We start from the raw sequence: 18566 nt of genomic DNA on the forward strand, positions 1-18566 counted from the left end.
GCCTCACAAGCCAAAGGGTTATTGAATCGTTCAAGGCCCGGGGCATAGAAACACCTGATGAGGACCGCGTGATGGCCGGCAAAACGCTTTACGACAAGCTTTGGGATTCCCATGAAGTGAAACGGCGCGATGATGGGTCGTCGCTGATCTACATCGACCGTCACATCATCCATGAAGTGACCTCGCCCCAAGCGTTCGAAGGCCTGCGACTGGCCGGGCGCAAGCCTTGGCGCGTCGACTCGATCATCGCCACCCCGGACCACAACGTGCCGACCACGCCGGAGCGTAAAGGCGGGATCGACGCCATCGTCGACACCGTGTCGCGCCTCCAGGTGCAGACCCTCGATGACTACTGCGACGAATATGGCATCACCGAATTCAAGATGAATGACGTGCGCCAGGGCATCGTCCACGTGATCGGCCCGGAGCAGGGCGCCACGTTGCCCGGCATGACCGTGGTCTGCGGCGACTCCCACACCTCTACCCACGGTGCGTTTGGCGCCCTGGCTCACGGTATTGGTACGTCCGAGGTGGAGCACGTCTTCGCCACCCAGTGCCTCGTCGCCAAGAAAATGAAGAACATGCGGGTGTCGGTGGAAGGCGAATTGCCTTTCGGCGTCACCGCCAAAGACATCGTGCTCGCCGTCATCGGCAAGATCGGCACCGCCGGCGGTAATGGCCATGCCATCGAATTTGCCGGCAGCGCGATTCGCGACCTGTCCATCGAAGGCCGCATGACCATCTGCAACATGTCCATCGAGGCTGGTGCCCGTGTGGGCATGGTGGCGGCGGACGAAAAGACCATTGCCTACGTCAAGGGTCGTCCATTCGCACCGGCCGGTGCCGATTGGGACGCCGCTGTAGAAGCCTGGAAAGACCTGGTTTCCGATGCCGACGCGGTGTTCGACACCGTGGTTGAACTCGACGCTACCCAGATCAAGCCGCAAGTCAGCTGGGGTACTTCGCCGGAAATGGTGCTGGCCGTTGACCAGAACGTGCCGGACCCGGCCAAGGAAACCGACCTGGTCAAGCGCGGCTCCATCGAGCGCGCCTTGAAGTACATGGGCTTGAAAGCCAACCAGGCGATCACCGACATCCAGTTGGACCGTGTGTTTATCGGTTCCTGCACCAACTCGCGGATCGAAGACTTGCGCGCTGCGGCGGTTATCGCCAAGGGCCGCAAAGTCGCCTCGACCATCAAGCAAGCGATCGTGGTGCCAGGTTCGGGCTTGGTTAAAGCGCAAGCCGAGGCGGAAGGCCTGGACAAGATCTTCCTCGAAGCCGGTTTTGAATGGCGCGAGCCGGGCTGCTCCATGTGCCTGGCGATGAACCCGGACCGTTTGGAGTCGGGCGAGCATTGCGCGTCTACCTCCAACCGGAACTTCGAAGGGCGCCAGGGCGCCGGTGGCCGTACGCACCTCGTTAGCCCGGCCATGGCCGCCGCCGCTGCCGTCAACGGTCGTTTCATCGACGTTCGCGAATTGATCTGAGGAATACCCGATGAGAGCTTTTACCCAACACACCGGTTTAGTCGCGCCGTTGGACCGTGCCAACGTGGACACCGACCAGATCATTCCCAAGCAGTTCTTGAAATCGATCAAGCGCACCGGCTTTGGCCCGAACCTGTTCGACGAGTGGCGCTACCTGGACGTGGGCTACGCCTACCAGGACAACTCCAAGCGCCCGCTGAACAAGGACTTCGTGCTCAACGCCGAGCGTTACCAGGGCGCCAGCGTGTTGCTGGCCCGGGAAAACTTCGGTTGCGGCTCCAGCCGTGAACACGCGCCGTGGGCCCTGGAAGAATATGGCTTTCGCAGCATCATCGCGCCGAGCTACGCCGACATCTTCTTCAACAACAGCTTCAAGAACGGCTTGCTGCCGATCATCTTGAGCGACGCTGAAGTGGATGAGTTGTTCCAGCAAGTGGACGCCGATGTGGGCTACCAGTTGACCGTCGACCTGGCGGCGCAGACCGTGACCCGTCCCGACGGCAAGGTGTATCACTTTGAAGTGGACGCCTTCCGCAAGCATTGCCTGATCAATGGCCTGGACGACATCGGCCTGACTTTGCAGGACGGTGATGCGATTGCGGCGTTTGAAACCAAGCACCGGGCGAGCCAGCCTTGGCTGTTTCGCGACGCTTGATTTGAGGTAGGCCGTGCGAGCCCCATCGCGGGCAAGCCCGGCTCCCACATGTTGACCTGTGAACACGGTCGAGTGTGGGAGCTGGCTTGCCTGCGATAGCGCCCGTACAAACACCCCAAAACCCAAGGAAAACCACCATGACCAGCACCGCCCACACCCAAGTCGTGCAAAAACAATTCGGCGAACAGGCCGCGGCCTACCTGAGCAGCGCTGTCCATGCTCAAGGCACCGAATTTGCGCTGCTGCAAGCCGAACTGGCCGGGCAGGGCAGTGCGCGACTGCTGGACCTGGGGTGCGGCGCCGGGCATGTGAGCTTCAACGTTGCGCCGCTGGTTAACGAAGTGGTGGCCTACGACCTGTCCCAGCAGATGCTCGAGGTGGTCGCCGCTGCTGCCGTAGACCGTGGCCTGGGCAACATCCGCACCGTGCACGGCGCCGCCGAGCGCCTGCCGTTTGCCGATGGCGAGTTCGACTTCGTGTTCAGCCGCTACTCGGCCCACCACTGGAGCGACCTCGGCCTGGCCCTGCGCGAAGTGCGCCGGGTGCTGAAGCCGGGCGGCGTGGCGGCGTTTGTTGACGTATTGTCACCGGGTAGCCCGCTGTTGGACACTTACCTGCAAACCGTCGAAGTGCTGCGCGACACCAGCCACGTGCGCGATTACTCCGCCGGCGAGTGGATGCGCCAGCTCAACGAAGCCGGTTTGCAGGTGCGCAACAGCAGCCGCCAGCGCCTGCGTCTGGAATACACCTCGTGGGTTGAGCGCATGCGCACCCCAGAGGTATTGCGCGCCGCCATCCTGGAACTGCAAACGGCGATGGGCCAGGAAGTGCGCGATTATTTCGAGATTCAAGCCGACGGCACCTTCAGCACCGATGTGCTGGTGGTCTTTGCCGAACGCTGATTAATTTTTCCCGACCTGCCCACGGGTGGGTCGCTTGATGAAATGAGGAACGCATGAGCAAGCAGATTCTGATTCTCCCTGGCGACGGTATTGGTCCGGAAATCATGGCCGAGGCGGTCAAGGTCCTGGAAGTAGCGAACACCAAATACAGCCTGGGCTTCGAATTGAGCCACGACGTGATCGGCGGCGCGGCCATCGACAAACACGGCGTGCCCCTGGCCGACGAAACCCTGGAGCGTGCCCGTGCGGCCGACGCGGTATTGCTGGGCGCCGTGGGTGGCCCGAAATGGGACAAGATTGAACGTGACATCCGCCCAGAGCGCGGCCTGCTGAAAATCCGTGCGCAATTGGGCCTGTTCGGCAACCTGCGCCCGGCGATTCTCTACCCGCAACTGGCTGATGCTTCGAGCCTCAAGCCTGAAATCGTCGCCGGCCTGGACATCCTGATCGTCCGCGAACTGACCGGCGGTATCTACTTCGGCTCGCCACGAGGCGTGCGTGAGTTGGAAAATGGCGAACGCCAGGCCTACGACACCCTGCCGTACAGCGAGAGCGAAATCCGCCGTATCGCCCGCGTCGGTTTCGACATGGCTCGCGTGCGTGGCAAGAAGGTCTGCTCGGTGGACAAGGCCAACGTATTGGCGTCCAGCCAGCTGTGGCGTGAAATCGTCGAAGAAGTCGCCAAGGACTACCCGGACGTCGAACTGAGCCACATGTACGTCGACAACGCCGCCATGCAACTGGTGCGTGCACCGAAGCAATTCGACGTGATCGTCACCGACAACCTGTTCGGCGACATCCTGTCCGACCAGGCCTCGATGCTCACCGGCTCCATCGGCATGCTGCCGTCGGCGTCCCTGGATGCCAACAACAAAGGCATGTACGAGCCGTGCCACGGTTCGGCGCCGGACATTGCCGGGCAGGGCATTGCCAACCCGTTGGCGACCATTTTGTCGGTGTCGATGATGCTGCGCTACAGCTTCAACCTGACCGATGCGGCGGATGCCATCGAGAAGGCTGTGAGCCTGGTGCTGGACCAGGGCCTGCGCACCGGCGACATCTGGTCGCAGGGTTGCACCAAGGTCGGTACGCAAGAAATGGGCGACGCAGTAGTCGCCGCGCTGCGGAATCTGTAATCTCTCGGGCCCGCTTGCAGATGTTGCTGCAAGGCGGCCCACTTTTGAACAAGGTGTAGTTGCGATGAAACGTGTAGGTCTGATCGGTTGGCGCGGTATGGTCGGTTCCGTGCTCATGCAGCGGATGCTGGAAGAGCAGGATTTCGATCTTATTGAGCCGGTGTTTTTCACCACTTCCAATGTGGGTGGTCAAGGGCCGTCTGTGGGCAAGGACATTGCTCCGCTCAAGGACGCCTACAACATTGAAGAACTGAAGACCCTCGACGTCATTCTGACCTGCCAGGGCGGCGACTACACCAGCGAAGTCTTCCCCAAGCTGCGTGAAGCCGGCTGGCAGGGCTACTGGATCGACGCCGCTTCCAGCCTGCGCATGCAGGATGACGCGGTGATCGTCCTGGACCCGGTGAACCGTAAGGTCATCGACCAGCAACTGGACGCGGGCACCAAGAACTACATCGGCGGCAACTGCACCGTCAGCCTGATGCTGATGGGCCTGGGCGGCTTGTTCGAAGCCGGCCTGGTGGAATGGATGAGCGCCATGACCTATCAGGCGGCCTCCGGGGCCGGCGCGCAGAACATGCGTGAACTGATCAAGCAAATGGGCGCGACACACGCTGCGGTGGCCGATCAACTGGCTGACCCGGCCAGCGCGATCCTCGACATCGACCGCCGTGTGGCCGAAGCGATGCGCAGTGAAGCCTACCCGACCGAAAATTTCGGTGTGCCATTGGCCGGTAGCCTGATCCCCTGGATCGACAAGGAACTGCCTAACGGCCAGAGCCGTGAAGAGTGGAAGGCCCAGGCCGAGACCAACAAGATTCTGGGTCGCTTCAAGAGCCCGATCCCGGTGGACGGTATCTGCGTGCGCATCGGCGCCATGCGTTGCCACAGCCAGGCGCTGACCATCAAGCTGAACAAAGACGTGCCGATCGCCGATATCGAAGGGTTGATCAGCCAGCACAACCCTTGGGTCAAGCTGGTGCCGAACAGCCGTGATATCAGCATCCAGGAACTGAGCCCGAACAAGGTCACCGGTACCCTGAATGTGCCGGTTGGCCGTCTGCGCAAGCTGAACATGGGTACTCAGTACCTGGGCGCGTTCACCGTAGGCGACCAACTGCTGTGGGGCGCGGCTGAACCGTTGCGTCGCATGTTGCGGATTTTGCTGGAGCGTTAATCGCTGCGTGTAATGAGAAACCCGCGTTCTGGTGACAGGCGCGGGTTTTTTATTGCGCTTTTGGGCCTCATCGCGGGCAAGCCCGGCTCCCACAGTTGACCGAGTAGTTCAGGCAAACACCGTTCAATGTGGGAGCCGGGCTTGCCCGCGATGGGGCCATCAGCCACACCACCGAGCCCAGGCTAATTGCCTCACCCCCAACCACCCGGTAAAGTGCCGCTCCCCCCGCCATGCCCGAGGCAGCCTCCATGACCCAGACCTTTGATATTGCCGTGATCGGCGCCACCGGCACCGTCGGCGAAACACTGGTGCAGATCCTCGAAGAGCAGGACTTCCCGGTGGGTAACCTGCACCTGCTGGCCAGCAGTGAGTCGGCCGGGCATTCGGTGCCGTTTCGCGGCAAGAACGTGCGGGTGCGGGAAGTCGACGAATTTGACTTCAGCAAAGTCCAGCTGGTGTTCTTCGCCGCCGGCCCTGCGGTCACCTTGAGTTTCGCGCCGCGCGCCACCGCCGCTGGCTGCACGCTGATCGACCTGTCTGGCGCCTTGCCGGCGGATCAGGCGCCGCAAGTGGTTCCGGAAGCCAACGCCCACGTGTTGGATAGCTTGAAAAAGCCATTCCAGGTCAGCAGCCCAAGCCCATCAGCCACCGCCCTGGCCGTGGTGTTGGCGCCACTGCGCGGCTTGCTGGATATCCAGCGCGTCACCATCACCGCCAACCTGGCCGTGTCCGCCCAAGGCCGCGAGGCCGTCAGTGAGCTTGCCCGCCAGACCGCCGAGTTGCTGAACGTGCGCCCGCTGGAGCCGAAGTTTTTCGATCGCCAGATGGCGTTCAACCTACTGGCACAAGTCGGCAAGCCTGACGCCCAAGGCCACACCGCCCTGGAAAAGCGCCTGGTGCACGAATTGCGCGCCGTGCTGGAAATGCCTTTGCTAAAGATTTCCGTCACGTGCGTTCAAGCCCCGGTGTTTTTTGGCGATAGCCTGACTGTGTCTTTGCAATTGGGTGCAGCGGTCGACCTCGCTGCCGTCAACCAGGCTTTGGATTCCGCGCCCGGAGTCGAGTTGGTGGAAGAGGGTGATTACCCCACCGCTGTTGGCGATGCGGTCGGTCAAGACGTGGTCTACGTGGGCCGGGTTCGCGCCGGCGTCGATGACCCTGCGGAACTAAATGTGTGGTTGGCGTCAGATAACGTACGCAAAGGGGCCGCACTTAACGCCGTACAGCTGGCGCAGTTGTTGATAAAAGGCCTTGTGTAAAAGATACTTGGCGGCAATTTGTAGATTGATTCTAGCCAAGCGCTATGCTTGGCCCCAAGCTGGAAAAATTGCGCGTCGGTGACCTATCGGCTCGCCATGCCTTATGGCAGCGGTTACCCACCTTCTCGCAGGCCGGGGAGTGTTCAAAAAGGATGAGGCTATGGTTCAAGTTCGCAAACTGGTGTTAGCAATAGCGGCCGCCTCGGCGCTGTCCTCCGGTATGGCGCAAGCGCTGCAACTTGGGGAGATGACCCTCAAGTCGAAGCTGAACCAGCCGCTGTCGGTGGAAATCGAGTTGCTTGACGTCGGTGGCCTGACCGCCTCCGAGATCACCCCCAGCCTGGCTTCGTCCCAGGCCTTTGTGGATGCGGGCGTCGATCGCCAGGCGTTCCTGAATGACCTGACCTTTACCCCGGTGGTCAATCCCAACGGCCGCAGTGTGGTGCGTGTCACCTCCACTAAGCCGCTGCCTGATTCCTATGTGCGTTTCCTGTTGCAAGTGCAGTGGCCCAACGGCCGCCTGATGCGCGACTACAGCGTATTGCTGGACCCGGCCAAGTTCGACCCGTCGACTCCCGCCGCCGGTGCGCCCGCGCCTGCACCGCGCCTGACGTCGCCTGCGACCGCGGCTCCGGCAGTCACCAAGGCCCGGGAACACACCACCACCTCGCGCGACACCCTGTGGGAAATCGCCGCGAAGAACCGCAATGGCGCCTCGGTGCAGCAGACCATGCTGGCCATCCAGGCACTGAACCCTGACGCCTTTATCGACGGCAACATCAACCGCATGAAAACCGGCCAGGTCCTGCGCCTGCCGGATTCGGGCCAAAGCACCAGCCTGCCGCAGAACCAGGCGATTGCTGAAGTCAGCGCGCAAAACGCCGCGTGGCGCGAGGGCCGTCGCGGTGGCAACCCGCTTGCCGGCAAAGCGCAACTGGACGCCACGAAACGTACCCAGGCGGGTAATGCGCCGTCGCAGACCAATACCCAGGATAACTTGAGTCTGGTTTCTGCCGAAGCCGCCAAGAAAGGCGTGAAGGGTGGCGCTGGCGACAGCCGGGCCTTGAACAACAAGCTGGCGGTAACCCAGGAAAGCCTGGATTCGACCCGTCGCGAGAATGAAGAACTGAAAAGCCGCATGGCTGACCTGCAAAGTCAGCTGGACAAGCTGCAGCGGCTGATCGAACTCAAGAACAATCAACTGGCCAAGTTGCAGACCCCGGGCGCCGCCGCGGCGCAGCCTGCTGCAACCGCCGCGATGCCGGCCGAGCTGGCTGCACAGCCCGCCGCGCCGGCTGCGGCACCTGCAGCAACCCCGGTGGCTGCGCCAGTCGAAGCGCCGGTCAAGGCCGATGCGGCGCCTGCTACCACCGAAGGTAAATTCAACGACCTGCTGACCAACCCGATTGTGCTCGGCGTGATCGGCGGCGCAGCGGGTTTGCTGGTGCTGTTGCTCCTGCTGTTGTGGGCGCGTCATCGCAATGCGCGCCTGGAAGAAGAGAAGCACCTGCGCATGGCGCGGGCCCTGGCGGAAGAGCCGGAGTTTGCACCGAACATTGATCATGATCTGCCGTCCGACAGTTTCGAAGGCCTTGATGTGCCGCCGCCGAACGTCAAGCTGGCCCCAGCTCCAGCTCCAGCTCCAGCAGCTCCGGTGATTGCGCCGCTTGTCGCCCCTGTTGCTGCGCCACGCCCAGCCGACGTCCTGGCGCAAGCCCAGTCGCACATCGACCGTGGTCACCTGAACCAGGCCGCTGAAGTACTTGAAGATGCGATCAAGCAAGAGCCAACGCGCAGCGACCTGCGTCTCAAGCTGATGGAAGTCCACGGCTTGCAGGGCAACAAAGAAGGGTTTGTGGCTCAAGAGCGCCAACTGGTCGCCACGGGTGAGAATCACGCCCAGGTTGAACAGCTGAAAAGCCGTTTCCCGGCCATGGCCGTGCTGGCGGCGGGCGTCAGCGCTGCCGTCGCGGCGGCGGCCCTGGACGCCCAGTACGTCAAAGACTTGCTCAAGGACGAACCCGCGCCGCCTGCTCCTGCACCCGAGGCGGAACCGGAAGCGTTCGATACCGACTTCGACCTGAGCCTGGATGACCTGGAAGCCGCTTCGCCTGCCGTGGTCAACCCGCAGGCGGAGGACCTGAGCTTTGAATCGCTGCTGCAACAGCAGACCGAGGCCAAGGCCGGCGAGGAAGACCTCTCGGACTTCGACCTGGACCTGCAACTCGATCCGCCATCGTCGACCCAATCCGACGACGACTTCCTCTTTGGCCTTGAAGGCCAGATGAAGGACCTGCCGCCGGTAGAACCGCCAACCCTGACGCCCGCTGACCTGGACGACCTCGACCTGCCGGAAGATTTCGACCTGTCCCTGGCTGACGAGCCCGAGGCGCCTGCAGCGGCCAAGCCGGATGCGTTCGCCTCGGAGCTTGATGACGTCAACGCCGAACTGGATCGCCTGTCGCAAAGCCTGGAGCATCCACCGATCGAACCGTCCTTTACCGCCGAAGACGCGGTGCTGAGTGGTGATGAGCCCGAGTTCGACTTCCTCTCCGGTACCGACGAAGTGGCCACCAAGCTCGACCTGGCCCAGGCCTACATCGACATGGGCGACGCCGATGGCGCGCGGGACATCCTTGCCGAAGTGCTCAAGGAGGGCGATGACGGCCAACAAGGCGAAGCCAAGGAAATGCTCGGCCGCCTGGCTTGATACCTTGCTCTGTAGGAGCTGGCTTGCCGGCGATGCAGGCACCTCGGTGTATCAGGTACACCCGGTTGACGCCATCGCCGGCAAGCCAGCGCCTACAAAAAGCCCCACGCTCGGCGCGCGGCCTTATAATGGCTGCCTTTGCGCAACTCATCAGGCTCTCAGTTCTTGGCAAATATAGATAACGCGGCCGCCGAAATGGCGGCCGCAGGCTTTTTCAGAATCGCCCTGGGCGTGGAATATAAAGGCTCACGCTATCGCGGCTGGCAACGCCAGGCCTCGGGTGTGCCGACGGTGCAGGAAACCCTTGAGAAGGCCTTGTCGAAAGTCGCCGACTCGCCGGTGTCGCTGATGTGCGCGGGGCGCACCGACGCCGGTGTGCATGCCTGCGGGCAAGTGGTGCACTTCGATACCCAGGCCGAGCGCTCGATGAAGGCGTGGGTCATGGGCGCCAATATCAATTTGCCCCACGACGTCAGCGTCAGTTGGGCCAAGGTGATGCCGGCGGACTTTCATGCGCGCTTCAAGGCAATCGCCCGGCGTTATCGCTATGTGATCTACAACGATCAGATCCGCCCGGCCCATCTCAACGAAGAAATCACCTGGAACCACCGCCCGCTGGACGCCGAGCGCATGGCCGAGGCCGCCCGGCATTTGGTGGGTATCCATGATTTCAGCGCGTTTCGTGCCGGCCAGTGCCAGGCCAAGTCGCCGATCAAGCAAGTCCATCACCTGCGGGTGACGCGCCACGGCAAGATGATCGTGCTGGATATCCGCGCCGGCGCCTTCCTGCACCACATGGTGCGCAATATTGCCGGGGTGCTGATGACCATCGGTACCGGCGAGCGCCCGGTCGAATGGGCCAAAGAAGTGCTGGAAAGCCGGATTCGCCGTACAGGCGGCGTCACTGCGCACCCGTTCGGCCTTTACCTGGTGGATGTAGAGTACCGCGATGAGTTCGAACTGCCGCAGCGGTTCATCGGGCCACACTTCCTCACAGGTTTCAGCGAACTTGGCGGCTGACGCCCTCAAAAGCATTTGTTACCATCCGGGACTTTCCCGGACACGCCCTGAGGTTTCATCGACATGTCTGCCGTTCGCAGCAAGATTTGCGGGATTACCCGCATAGAAGACGCGTTGGCGGCGGTCGAGGCGGGCGCCGATGCCATCGGTTTCGTGTTTTATGCCAAGAGCCCACGGGCGGTGAATGTATTGCAGGCGCGGGCGATCATTGCCGCGCTGCCGCCATTCGTGACCACGGTCGGGTTGTTCGTCAACGCCAGCCGTTGCGAACTCAATGAAACCCTCGATGCCGTACAACTCGACATGTTGCAGTTCCATGGCGATGAAAGCGCTGAAGAGTGCGAAAGCTATCAGCGTCCGTATATCAAAGCGTTGCGGGTCAAGGCCGGCGACGATATCGCTGCGGCGTGCGCTGCCTACACCGGGGCTCGCGGGATTCTCCTCGACACCTACGTCGAAGGCGTTCCAGGCGGTACCGGCGAGGCGTTTGACTGGTCGTTGATCCCTGAAGGCTTGAGCAAGCCGATCATCCTCGCGGGCGGTCTGAACCCGGGCAACGTTGGACGCGCTATTGAGCAGGTTCGGCCCTATGCCGTGGACGTCAGCGGTGGGGTGGAGCAAGCCAAGGGCATCAAGGATCACGCAAAGATTCGCGCATTCATGCAGGCCGTGCGCGACAGCAGTGGGACGATGTGACGGCTGGCAGTCTGCCGCCGTCCATAACTACCACTGTGTAAAACAGCCCGGCGCCGCCTGTGGGAGGCCCGGAAATGAAGTGGCAACCCTGCACTGCAGGTTGTCTGGAAGGCTGAGGGCACAGGCAGGAAATGGCAGGTCGAAGGTCTGACCCCGTCCAGCTTGTGTCATCGCCACATATGAATTTAGCTCAAGGGCATACGCGGGGCTGTGTTCTAGCCACCGGTACTGGAGAAAGAAAGCATGAGCAACTGGTTAGTAGACAAACTGATCCCCTCGATCATGCGTTCCGAGGTGAAGAAAAGCTCGGTTCCTGAAGGTCTTTGGCACAAGTGCCCATCCTGCGACGCGGTGCTGTACCGCCCGGAGTTGGAAAAGACCCTGGATGTTTGCCCCAAGTGCAACCACCACATGCGTATCGGCGCCCGCGCCCGCATTGATATCTTCCTCGACGCCGATGGTCGCTCCGAACTGGGTGCTGACCTGGAGCCGGTTGACCGTCTGAAATTCCGCGACGGCAAGAAATACAAAGACCGCCTCACCGCAGCCCAGAAGCAGACCGGTGAAAAAGACGCGCTGATTTCCGTCAGCGGCAAGCTGCTGGGCATGCCGGTAGTGGTTTGCGCGTTCGAGTTTTCCTTCATGGGTGGCTCCATGGGCGCCATCGTCGGCGAGCGTTTTGTACGTGCCGCCAACTACGCCCTGGAAAACCGCTGCCCGATGATCTGCTTCGCAGCCTCTGGCGGTGCGCGGATGCAGGAAGCGCTGATTTCCCTGATGCAAATGGCCAAGACCTCTGCGGTACTGGCGCGTCTGCGTGAAGAAGGTATCCCGTTCATCTCCGTGCTGACCGACCCGGTCTACGGTGGCGTTTCCGCCAGCCTGGCCATGCTGGGTGATGTGATCGTCGGTGAGCCCAAAGCCCTGATCGGCTTCGCCGGGCCACGGGTTATCGAGCAGACGGTTCGCGAAAAACTGCCGGAAGGTTTCCAGCGCAGCGAGTTTCTGCTGGAGCACGGCGCGATCGACCTGATCATTGCGCGTGGCGAACTGCGCCCGCGCCTGGGTAGCCTGCTGGCGCAAATGATGGGCCTGCCGACACCGGTGTACGTCGCGCCTAAAGTAGAACCAATCATCGTGCCGCCGGTGCCTGCAAACATATGACCCAACGTACCCTGGGCGAATGGCTCGCCTACCTTGAGCAGTTGCATCCGTCAGCCATCGACATGGGCCTGGAGCGCTCGCAACAGGTAGCGGCCCGCCTCGGGTTGGGCCGGCCGGCGCCGCGTGTGATCACGGTGACCGGCACCAATGGCAAGGGTTCTACCTGCGCCTTTGTTGCAGCCTTGCTGCAAGCCCAGGGCCTGAAGGTCGGCGTGTACAACTCACCGCACCTGCTGCGCTACAACGAGCGGGTGCAACTCAATGGCGTTGAAGCCACTGACGAGCAGCTGTGCGAAGCCTTCGCCGCACTCGATGCCGGGCGTGGCGAGACTTCCCTGACGTATTTCGAGATGGGCACCCTGGCGGCGTTCTGGCTGTTCGAGCGTGCGCAACTGGATGTGGTGGTGTTGGAAGTCGGCCTGGGCGGGCGCCTGGACACGGTCAACGTGGTGGATGCCGACCTGGCGCTGATCACCAGCATTGGTGTCGATCATGCCGACTACCTTGGTAATACCCGGGAATCCGTGGCCTATGAAAAGGCCGGGATCTTCCGCCAGGGCAAGCCTGCACTGTGTGGTGACCTGGACCCGCCGCATACCTTGCTGGACAAGGTGCGCGAGCTGGATTGCCCGTTCTTCCTGCGTGGGCGTGATTTCAATCTCGAGATTGGCGACCGGTCCTGGCAATGGCGCGGGCTTGATGCGCGCGGTCAAACCGTTGAGTTGCGCGACCTGCCGCTGCTGAACCTGCCGATGGAAAACGCCGCGCTCGCGCTGCAAGCCTACCTGTTGCTGGATTTGCCCTGGCATGCCGAGCAGATTGCCGCTACGTTGCAGGCTACTCGTGTGGTGGGGCGCCTTGATCGGCGCAGCTTCGGCTGGAATGGCAAGCGTCTGAACCTGCTGCTGGATGTAGGGCATAACCCTCACGCAGCCGAATACCTGGCCAAGCGCCTGGCGCGCACTGCGCCTGCCGGTCGCCGCCTGGCGGTGTTCGGGCTGTTGTCCGACAAGGACCTGGACGGTGTGGTTGCACCCTTGCTGGGCAACGTCCAGGCCTGGGCCGTTGCGCCGCTGGATACGCCGCGCAGTCGTCCTGCTACCGAGTTGCAGGTTGCACTGCAGAGCCTTGGGGCGTCGGTGACGTCCCATGCAAGCGTGACAGCCGCCCTGGAAGCCCAGTGCGCGATTGCGACGCCTGAGGATGAGATTCTGTTGTTCGGATCATTTTATTGTGTTGCCGAGGCGCTCGAATGGTTGGCCCGGCGCTCCACGGAGGAAGCTGCACATGGCATTACTGGATAGCGCATACAAGCAGCGAATGGTTGGGGCCCTGGTTCTGGTGGCGTTGGCGGTGATTTTTCTGCCAATGCTGTTTTCCCGTCAGGACGAACAGCGCCAGGTGACTGTCGAAGCGCCGGCTGCGCCCCAGGCGCCTGCGGTGCCTCAGGTTCAGGTTGAACCGGTGGTGGTGCCCGAGCCGCAAGCGCTACCGCAGGAAGAGCCAGTGCCCAGCGATGACGAGGTGGCTGCGCAGCAGGCACCTTCGATGCCGGTTCAGGCGAGCGTCCCGGTGGTGAAGCCAGCGCCTGCGGCTCCTGCGGCCGCGGCCAAGCCAGCGGCGCCAGCGCCTGCACCCAAGCCGGTAGCACCGCAACCCGCTGCACCGGGCAAGCCGGACGTGGGTCAGAGCCGCATTGACCCCAATGGCCTGCCGATCAGTTGGTCGATCCAGCTGGCCAGCCTGGCTAACCGCGAAAGCGCTGACGCCTTGCAGAAAAAGCTGCGCACTCAGGGGTACAACGCTTATATCCGCAGTGCCGATGGCAAGAACCGGGTCTTTATCGGGCCGTTGATCGAGCGTGCCGAAGCCGATCGCCTGCGGGACCTGCTGGACCGCCAGCAGAACCTCAAGGGTTTTGTGGTTCGCTTCCAGCCAGAGCGCGGTTAAAGCTGTAGGAGCCGGCTTGCCGGCGATGGCGGCCTCGAGGACGCTATCGCCGGCAAGCCGGCTCCTGCATTTATCTGGCGCAACTCATTGATTTCAAATGCACTGCTAATCACAGCTTACCGATAGCCCGGCGCTCTGCTAAAATGCGCCGCCTTATCCGTCTGTAGGCTGAACTGTGCCATTTACCTGGGTTGATTGGGCGATCGTTGCAATCGTCGCCATCTCCGCGTTGATCAGTCTGAGCCGCGGCTTCGTTAAAGAAGCACTGTCGCTGCTGACATGGATCATCGCAGGAGTTGTAGCCTGGATGTTCGGCGGTTCATTGTCTGTCTACCTGGCCGGATACATCGAGACACCTTCGGCTCGCGTCATCGCGGGCTGCGCCATCATGTTCATCGCCACGTTGTTGGTGGGGGCAATGGTCAATTATCTTATCGGCGAATTGATACGCGTCACCGGCCTCTCCGGGACCGATCGATTTCTCGGCATGGCCTTCGGCGCCGCGCGTGGCGGCTTGCTGGTGGTTGTGGCGGTCGGGCTGTTGAGCCTGGGGCCGGTACAGCAGGATTCGTGGTGGCAAGAGTCTGTACTCGTGCCAAAATTTCTATTGGTTGCAGATTGGTCCAAAAACCTCATTTTGGGGTGGAGCAGTCAGTGGCTGGCCAGCGGGATCAGCATACCCGCTGATCTTCCGTTCAAGGAACACCTCTTACCGGCCAAAACGCCTCAGTAAGTTGTGTTCAGTCAAGATTCATTAAGTAGGGGTTGCGTCGCATGTGTGGCATCGTCGGTATCGTCGGTAAGTCGAACGTGAATCAGGCGCTGTATGACGCGCTAACCGTCCTCCAGCACCGCGGCCAGGATGCTGCCGGTATTGTGACCAGCCACGACGGCCGGTTATTCCTGCGCAAGGACAATGGCCTGGTGCGTGACGTGTTCCATCAGCGCCACATGCAGCGCCTGGTCGGGCACATGGGCATTGGCCACGTGCGCTACCCCACTGCGGGCAGCTCGACCTCGGCCGAAGCCCAGCCGTTTTACGTCAACTCGCCGTATGGCATCACCCTGGCGCACAACGGCAACTTGACCAACGTTGAACAACTGGCCAAGGAGATTTACGAATCTGACCTGCGCCACGTCAACACCAATTCGGACTCCGAAGTCCTGCTGAACGTGTTCGCTCACGAGCTGGCCCAGCGCGGCAAGCTGCAGCCGACCGAAGAAGACGTGTTCGCCGCCGTGACTGACGTGCACAACCGTTGCGTGGGTGGTTACGCCGTCGTGGCGATGGTGACCGGCTACGGCATCGTCGGTTTCCGCGACCCCCACGGTATCCGTCCGATCGTGTTCGGCCAGCGTCATACCGACGAAGGCGTCGAGTACATGATCGCTTCCGAAAGCGTGTCCCTGGACGTGCTGGGCTTCACCCTGATCCGCGACCTGGCGCCGGGCGAAGCTGTCTACATCACGGAAGACGGCAAGCTGCACACCCGTCAGTGCGCGTTGAACCCGAAACTCACCCCGTGCATCTTCGAACACGTCTACCTGGCGCGTCCGGATTCGATCATCGACGGTGTCTCGGTGTACAAGGCGCGTCTGCGCATGGGCGAGAAGCTGGCGGACAAGATCCTGCGCGAGCGCCCGGACCACGACATCGACGTGGTCATCCCGATCCCGGACACCAGCCGCACCGCAGCGCTGGAGCTGGCGAACCACCTGGGCGTGAAGTTCCGCGAAGGCTTCGTCAAGAACCGTTACATCGGCCGTACCTTCATCATGCCCGGCCAGGCCGCACGCAAGAAGTCGGTACGCCAGAAGCTCAACGCGATCGAGCTGGAATTTCGCGGCAAGAACGTGATGCTGGTGGACGATTCCATCGTGCGTGGTACTACCTGCAAGCAGATCATCCAGATGGCCCGCGAAGCCGGGGCAAAGAACGTTTACTTCTGTTCCGCCGCGCCAGCCGTGCGTTACCCGAACGTGTACGGCATCGACATGCCAAGCGCCCACGAACTGATCGCCCACAACCGTTCGACCCAGGACGTTGCGGACCTGATCGGCGCCGATTGGCTGATCTACCAGGACCTGCCGGACCTGATCGAAGCCGTCGGTGGTGGCAAGATCAAGATCGAGGAGTTCGATTGCGCGGTATTTGACGGCAAGTACGTCACCGGCGATGTCGACGAGGCCTACCTGAACAAGATCGAGCAGGCCCGTAACGATTCCTCGAAGATCAAGACCCAGGCGGTCAGCGCGATCATCGACCTGTACAACAACTGAGTAGACACCGGCCCTGAGGGGCCGGTTTTGTATCTTTGATAAAGCATTCGAGTTGAGGAGTAGAGCATGAGTCAGGAATGGGATGCCGGTCGCTTGGACAGCGACCTCGATGGCGTAGCTTTCGATACCCTGGCTGTGCGCGCCGGCCAGCACCGCACCCCGGAAGGTGAGCACGGTGACCCGATGTTCTTTACCTCCAGCTACGTGTTCCGCACCGCCGCCGACGCCGCCGCGCGCTTTGCCGGTGAAGTGCCGGGCAACGTGTATTCGCGCTACACCAACCCGACCGTGCGTGCGTTCGAAGAGCGTATCGCTGCGCTGGAAGGCGCCGAGCAAGCTGTCGCGACTGCCACGGGCATGGCCGCGATTCTAGCGGTGGTCATGAGCCTGTGCAGCGCCGGCGATCACGTGCTGGTGTCGCGCAGCGTGTTTGGTTCGACCATCAGCCTGTTCGAAAAGTACTTCAAGCGCTTTGGCATTGAAGTCGACTACGTGCCACTGGCGGACCTGTCCGGCTGGGACGCGGCCATCAAGGCCAACACCAAATTGCTGTTTGTCGAGTCGCCGTCCAATCCTTTGGCTGAGTTGGTGGACATCGCTGCATTGTCCGAAGTGGCGCACGCCAAGGGCGCGATGCTGATCGTCGACAACTGCTTCTGCACCCCGGCGCTGCAACAGCCGCTGAAGCTGGGCGCCGACATCGTCGTGCACTCGGCCACCAAGTTCATCGACGGCCAGGGCCGTTGCATGGGGGGCGTGGTTGCAGGGCGCAGCGAGCAGATGAAGGAAGTGGTGGGCTTCTTGCGCACCGCCGGCCCGACCCTGAGCCCGTTCAATGCCTGGATCTTCCTCAAGGGCCTCGAAACCCTGAGCCTGCGGATGAAGGCCCATTGTGCCAACGCCCAGGCGTTAGCCGAGTGGCTGGAACAGCAGGACGGTATCGAGAAAGTCCACTACGCCGGCCTCAAGAGCCACCCCCAGCACGCGTTGGCCCAGCGCCAGCAGCGTGGTTTTGGCGCCGTGGTGAGTTTTGAGGTCAAGGGCGGCAAAGAGGGCGCCTGGCGCTTTATCGATGCAACCCGCCTGATTTCCATTACCGCCAACCTGGGTGACAGCAAAACCACCATCACTCACCCAAGCACCACCTCCCACGGTCGCCTGGCGCCGCAAGAGCGTGAAGCGGCGGGTATTCGTGACAGCCTGATCCGCGTCGCGGTGGGCCTGGAAGACGTTGCTGACTTGCAGGCCGATCTGGCCCGTGGGTTGGCGGCCCTGTGATCGAGTGGTCCATGGAGGCCGCGGGCGCCAGTAATGGGCGCGTCGCGCTGGTCACCGGCGCGGCGCGTGGCATTGGCCTGGGGATTGCCGCCTGGTTGATCAGCGAAGGCTGGCAGGTGGTGCTCACGGACCTGGACCGCGAGCGCGGTTCGAAGGTGTCCAAGGTGCTGGGCGACAACGCCTGGTTTATCACCATGGATGTGGCCGATGAGCGGCAGGTCGCCCTTGGCGTGGCCGAAGTACTTGGCCAGTTCGGACGCCTGGATGCATTGGTGTGTAACGCCGCCGTGGCCGACCCGCGCAATATCACCCTGGAAAGCCTCGACCTGGCTTACTGGAACCGGGTAATGGCGGTGAACCTCAGTGGGCCGATGTTGCTTGCCAAGCACTGCGCGCCGTACCTGCGGGCTCATGGTGGCGCCATCGTCAACCTGGCGTCGACCCGGGCCCGCCAGTCGGAGCCGGACACCGAAGCCTACGCGGCGAGCAAGGGTGGTTTGCTGGCCCTGACCCACGCGCTGGCCATCAGTCTTGGGCCGGAAGTGCGGGTCAATGCCGTGAGCCCGGGCTGGATCGATGCGCGAGACCCGGCTGCACGCCGTGCCGAGCCGCTGACGGACGCTGATCACGCGCAGCACCCGGCGGGCAGGGTAGGCACTGTGGAGGACGTGGCGGCGATGGTGGCGTGGTTGCTGTCGCGCAATGCCGGGTTTGTCACCGGGCAGGAGTTCGTGGTCGACGGTGGCATGAGCAAGAAGATGATTTACAGCGAGTAGGGCGGGTCGCAGTCCTGAAGTGATTTTGTCTTTTTCAGAAAAACTTCAAGCAGGCTATTGACTTAGGTCCGCT

16 protein-coding genes are annotated in these 18566 nt (G+C 62.1%); all 16 read left to right on the top strand.

Annotated features, from left to right (window positions below):
- Window positions 1-71 precede the first annotated feature (71 nt).
- The 16 genes from leuC (at window position 72) to RGV33_RS10935 (ending at window position 18493) form a co-directional block, all read left to right on the top strand.
- Complete coding sequence (gene leuC / locus RGV33_RS10860) at window positions 72-1490, top strand: 3-isopropylmalate dehydratase large subunit (RefSeq protein ID WP_322144270.1); 1419 nt, start codon at window positions 72-74, stop codon at window positions 1488-1490.
- Between the two features lie 10 nt (window positions 1491-1500).
- The gene (gene leuD, locus RGV33_RS10865) at window positions 1501-2145 is read left to right on the top strand and encodes a 3-isopropylmalate dehydratase small subunit (RefSeq protein ID WP_322144271.1); all 645 of its coding nucleotides are present in this window, start codon (window positions 1501-1503) and stop codon (window positions 2143-2145) included.
- A 137-nt stretch (window positions 2146-2282) separates the two neighbouring features.
- Entirely contained in the window at window positions 2283-3047 is a 765-nt protein-coding gene (locus RGV33_RS10870; protein ID WP_322144272.1) for a class I SAM-dependent methyltransferase, read from the top strand.
- Window positions 3048-3100: 53 nt separating this feature from the next.
- Window positions 3101-4183: a 3-isopropylmalate dehydrogenase gene (leuB, locus tag RGV33_RS10875; RefSeq protein ID WP_322144273.1), complete on the top strand. Its 1083-nt coding sequence runs from the start codon at window positions 3101-3103 to the stop codon at window positions 4181-4183.
- A 64-nt stretch (window positions 4184-4247) separates the two neighbouring features.
- The gene (asd, locus tag RGV33_RS10880; RefSeq protein ID WP_322144274.1) at window positions 4248-5360 is read left to right on the top strand and encodes an aspartate-semialdehyde dehydrogenase; all 1113 of its coding nucleotides are present in this window, start codon (window positions 4248-4250) and stop codon (window positions 5358-5360) included.
- 248 nt (window positions 5361-5608) lie between these two features.
- Complete coding sequence (locus RGV33_RS10885; RefSeq protein ID WP_322144275.1) at window positions 5609-6619, top strand: aspartate-semialdehyde dehydrogenase; 1011 nt, start codon at window positions 5609-5611, stop codon at window positions 6617-6619.
- A gap of 160 nt (window positions 6620-6779) precedes the next feature.
- A complete protein-coding gene (locus RGV33_RS10890) occupies window positions 6780-9329 on the top strand; it encodes a FimV/HubP family polar landmark protein (protein ID WP_322144276.1) in 2550 nt (849 codons plus the stop codon).
- 195 nt (window positions 9330-9524) lie between these two features.
- Complete coding sequence (gene truA, locus RGV33_RS10895) at window positions 9525-10349, top strand: tRNA pseudouridine(38-40) synthase TruA (RefSeq protein ID WP_322148654.1); 825 nt, start codon at window positions 9525-9527, stop codon at window positions 10347-10349.
- Between the two features lie 63 nt (window positions 10350-10412).
- The gene (locus RGV33_RS10900) at window positions 10413-11045 is read left to right on the top strand and encodes a phosphoribosylanthranilate isomerase (RefSeq protein ID WP_322144277.1); all 633 of its coding nucleotides are present in this window, start codon (window positions 10413-10415) and stop codon (window positions 11043-11045) included.
- 243 nt (window positions 11046-11288) lie between these two features.
- Window positions 11289-12209, top strand: a complete 921-nt coding sequence (gene accD / locus RGV33_RS10905; RefSeq protein ID WP_322144278.1) for an acetyl-CoA carboxylase, carboxyltransferase subunit beta — start codon at window positions 11289-11291, stop codon at window positions 12207-12209.
- Entirely contained in the window at window positions 12206-13513 is a 1308-nt protein-coding gene (gene folC, locus RGV33_RS10910) for a bifunctional tetrahydrofolate synthase/dihydrofolate synthase (protein WP_322144279.1), read from the top strand. The genes accD and folC overlap by 4 nt, the downstream gene beginning before the upstream one ends.
- Window positions 13497-14159, top strand: a complete 663-nt coding sequence (locus RGV33_RS10915; protein WP_322144280.1) for an SPOR domain-containing protein — start codon at window positions 13497-13499, stop codon at window positions 14157-14159. The genes folC and RGV33_RS10915 overlap by 17 nt, the downstream gene beginning before the upstream one ends.
- A gap of 175 nt (window positions 14160-14334) precedes the next feature.
- A complete protein-coding gene (locus RGV33_RS10920) occupies window positions 14335-14892 on the top strand; it encodes a CvpA family protein (protein ID WP_088422526.1) in 558 nt (185 codons plus the stop codon).
- A gap of 41 nt (window positions 14893-14933) precedes the next feature.
- A complete protein-coding gene (gene purF / locus RGV33_RS10925; RefSeq protein WP_003212683.1) occupies window positions 14934-16439 on the top strand; it encodes an amidophosphoribosyltransferase in 1506 nt (501 codons plus the stop codon).
- Window positions 16440-16505: 66 nt separating this feature from the next.
- Complete coding sequence (locus RGV33_RS10930; RefSeq protein WP_322144281.1) at window positions 16506-17717, top strand: O-succinylhomoserine sulfhydrylase; 1212 nt, start codon at window positions 16506-16508, stop codon at window positions 17715-17717.
- Window positions 17718-17728: 11 nt separating this feature from the next.
- Window positions 17729-18493, top strand: a complete 765-nt coding sequence (locus tag RGV33_RS10935; protein ID WP_322144282.1) for an SDR family oxidoreductase — start codon at window positions 17729-17731, stop codon at window positions 18491-18493.
- The last annotated feature ends 73 nt before the right edge of the window (window positions 18494-18566 follow it).

Source organism: Pseudomonas sp. Bout1 (assembly GCF_034314165.1).
Taxonomy (GTDB): Bacteria; Pseudomonadota; Gammaproteobacteria; order Pseudomonadales; family Pseudomonadaceae; genus Aquipseudomonas.

What these genes read in the sequence shown, in the direction of transcription:
- leuD (WP_322144271.1), top strand. Translation starts at nt 1,501, where the DNA reads ATGAGAGCTTTTACCCAACACACCGGTTTAGTCGCGCCGTTGGACCGT.
- RGV33_RS10900 (WP_322144277.1), top strand. Translation starts at nt 10,413, where the DNA reads ATGTCTGCCGTTCGCAGCAAGATTTGCGGGATTACCCGCATAGAAGAC.
- RGV33_RS10935 (WP_322144282.1), top strand. Translation starts at nt 17,729, where the DNA reads ATGGAGGCCGCGGGCGCCAGTAATGGGCGCGTCGCGCTGGTCACCGGC.
- RGV33_RS10890 (WP_322144276.1), top strand. Translation starts at nt 6,780, where the DNA reads ATGGTTCAAGTTCGCAAACTGGTGTTAGCAATAGCGGCCGCCTCGGCG.
- RGV33_RS10930 (WP_322144281.1), top strand. Translation starts at nt 16,506, where the DNA reads ATGAGTCAGGAATGGGATGCCGGTCGCTTGGACAGCGACCTCGATGGC.
- purF (WP_003212683.1), top strand. Translation starts at nt 14,934, where the DNA reads ATGTGTGGCATCGTCGGTATCGTCGGTAAGTCGAACGTGAATCAGGCG.
- RGV33_RS10885 (WP_322144275.1), top strand. Translation starts at nt 5,609, where the DNA reads ATGACCCAGACCTTTGATATTGCCGTGATCGGCGCCACCGGCACCGTC.
- leuC (WP_322144270.1), top strand. Translation starts at nt 72, where the DNA reads ATGGCCGGCAAAACGCTTTACGACAAGCTTTGGGATTCCCATGAAGTG.
- accD (WP_322144278.1), top strand. Translation starts at nt 11,289, where the DNA reads ATGAGCAACTGGTTAGTAGACAAACTGATCCCCTCGATCATGCGTTCC.
- truA (WP_322148654.1), top strand. Translation starts at nt 9,525, where the DNA reads ATGGCGGCCGCAGGCTTTTTCAGAATCGCCCTGGGCGTGGAATATAAA.
- folC (WP_322144279.1), top strand. Translation starts at nt 12,206, where the DNA reads ATGACCCAACGTACCCTGGGCGAATGGCTCGCCTACCTTGAGCAGTTG.
- asd (WP_322144274.1), top strand. Translation starts at nt 4,248, where the DNA reads ATGAAACGTGTAGGTCTGATCGGTTGGCGCGGTATGGTCGGTTCCGTG.
- RGV33_RS10915 (WP_322144280.1), top strand. Translation starts at nt 13,497, where the DNA reads ATGGCATTACTGGATAGCGCATACAAGCAGCGAATGGTTGGGGCCCTG.
- RGV33_RS10870 (WP_322144272.1), top strand. Translation starts at nt 2,283, where the DNA reads ATGACCAGCACCGCCCACACCCAAGTCGTGCAAAAACAATTCGGCGAA.
- leuB (WP_322144273.1), top strand. Translation starts at nt 3,101, where the DNA reads ATGAGCAAGCAGATTCTGATTCTCCCTGGCGACGGTATTGGTCCGGAA.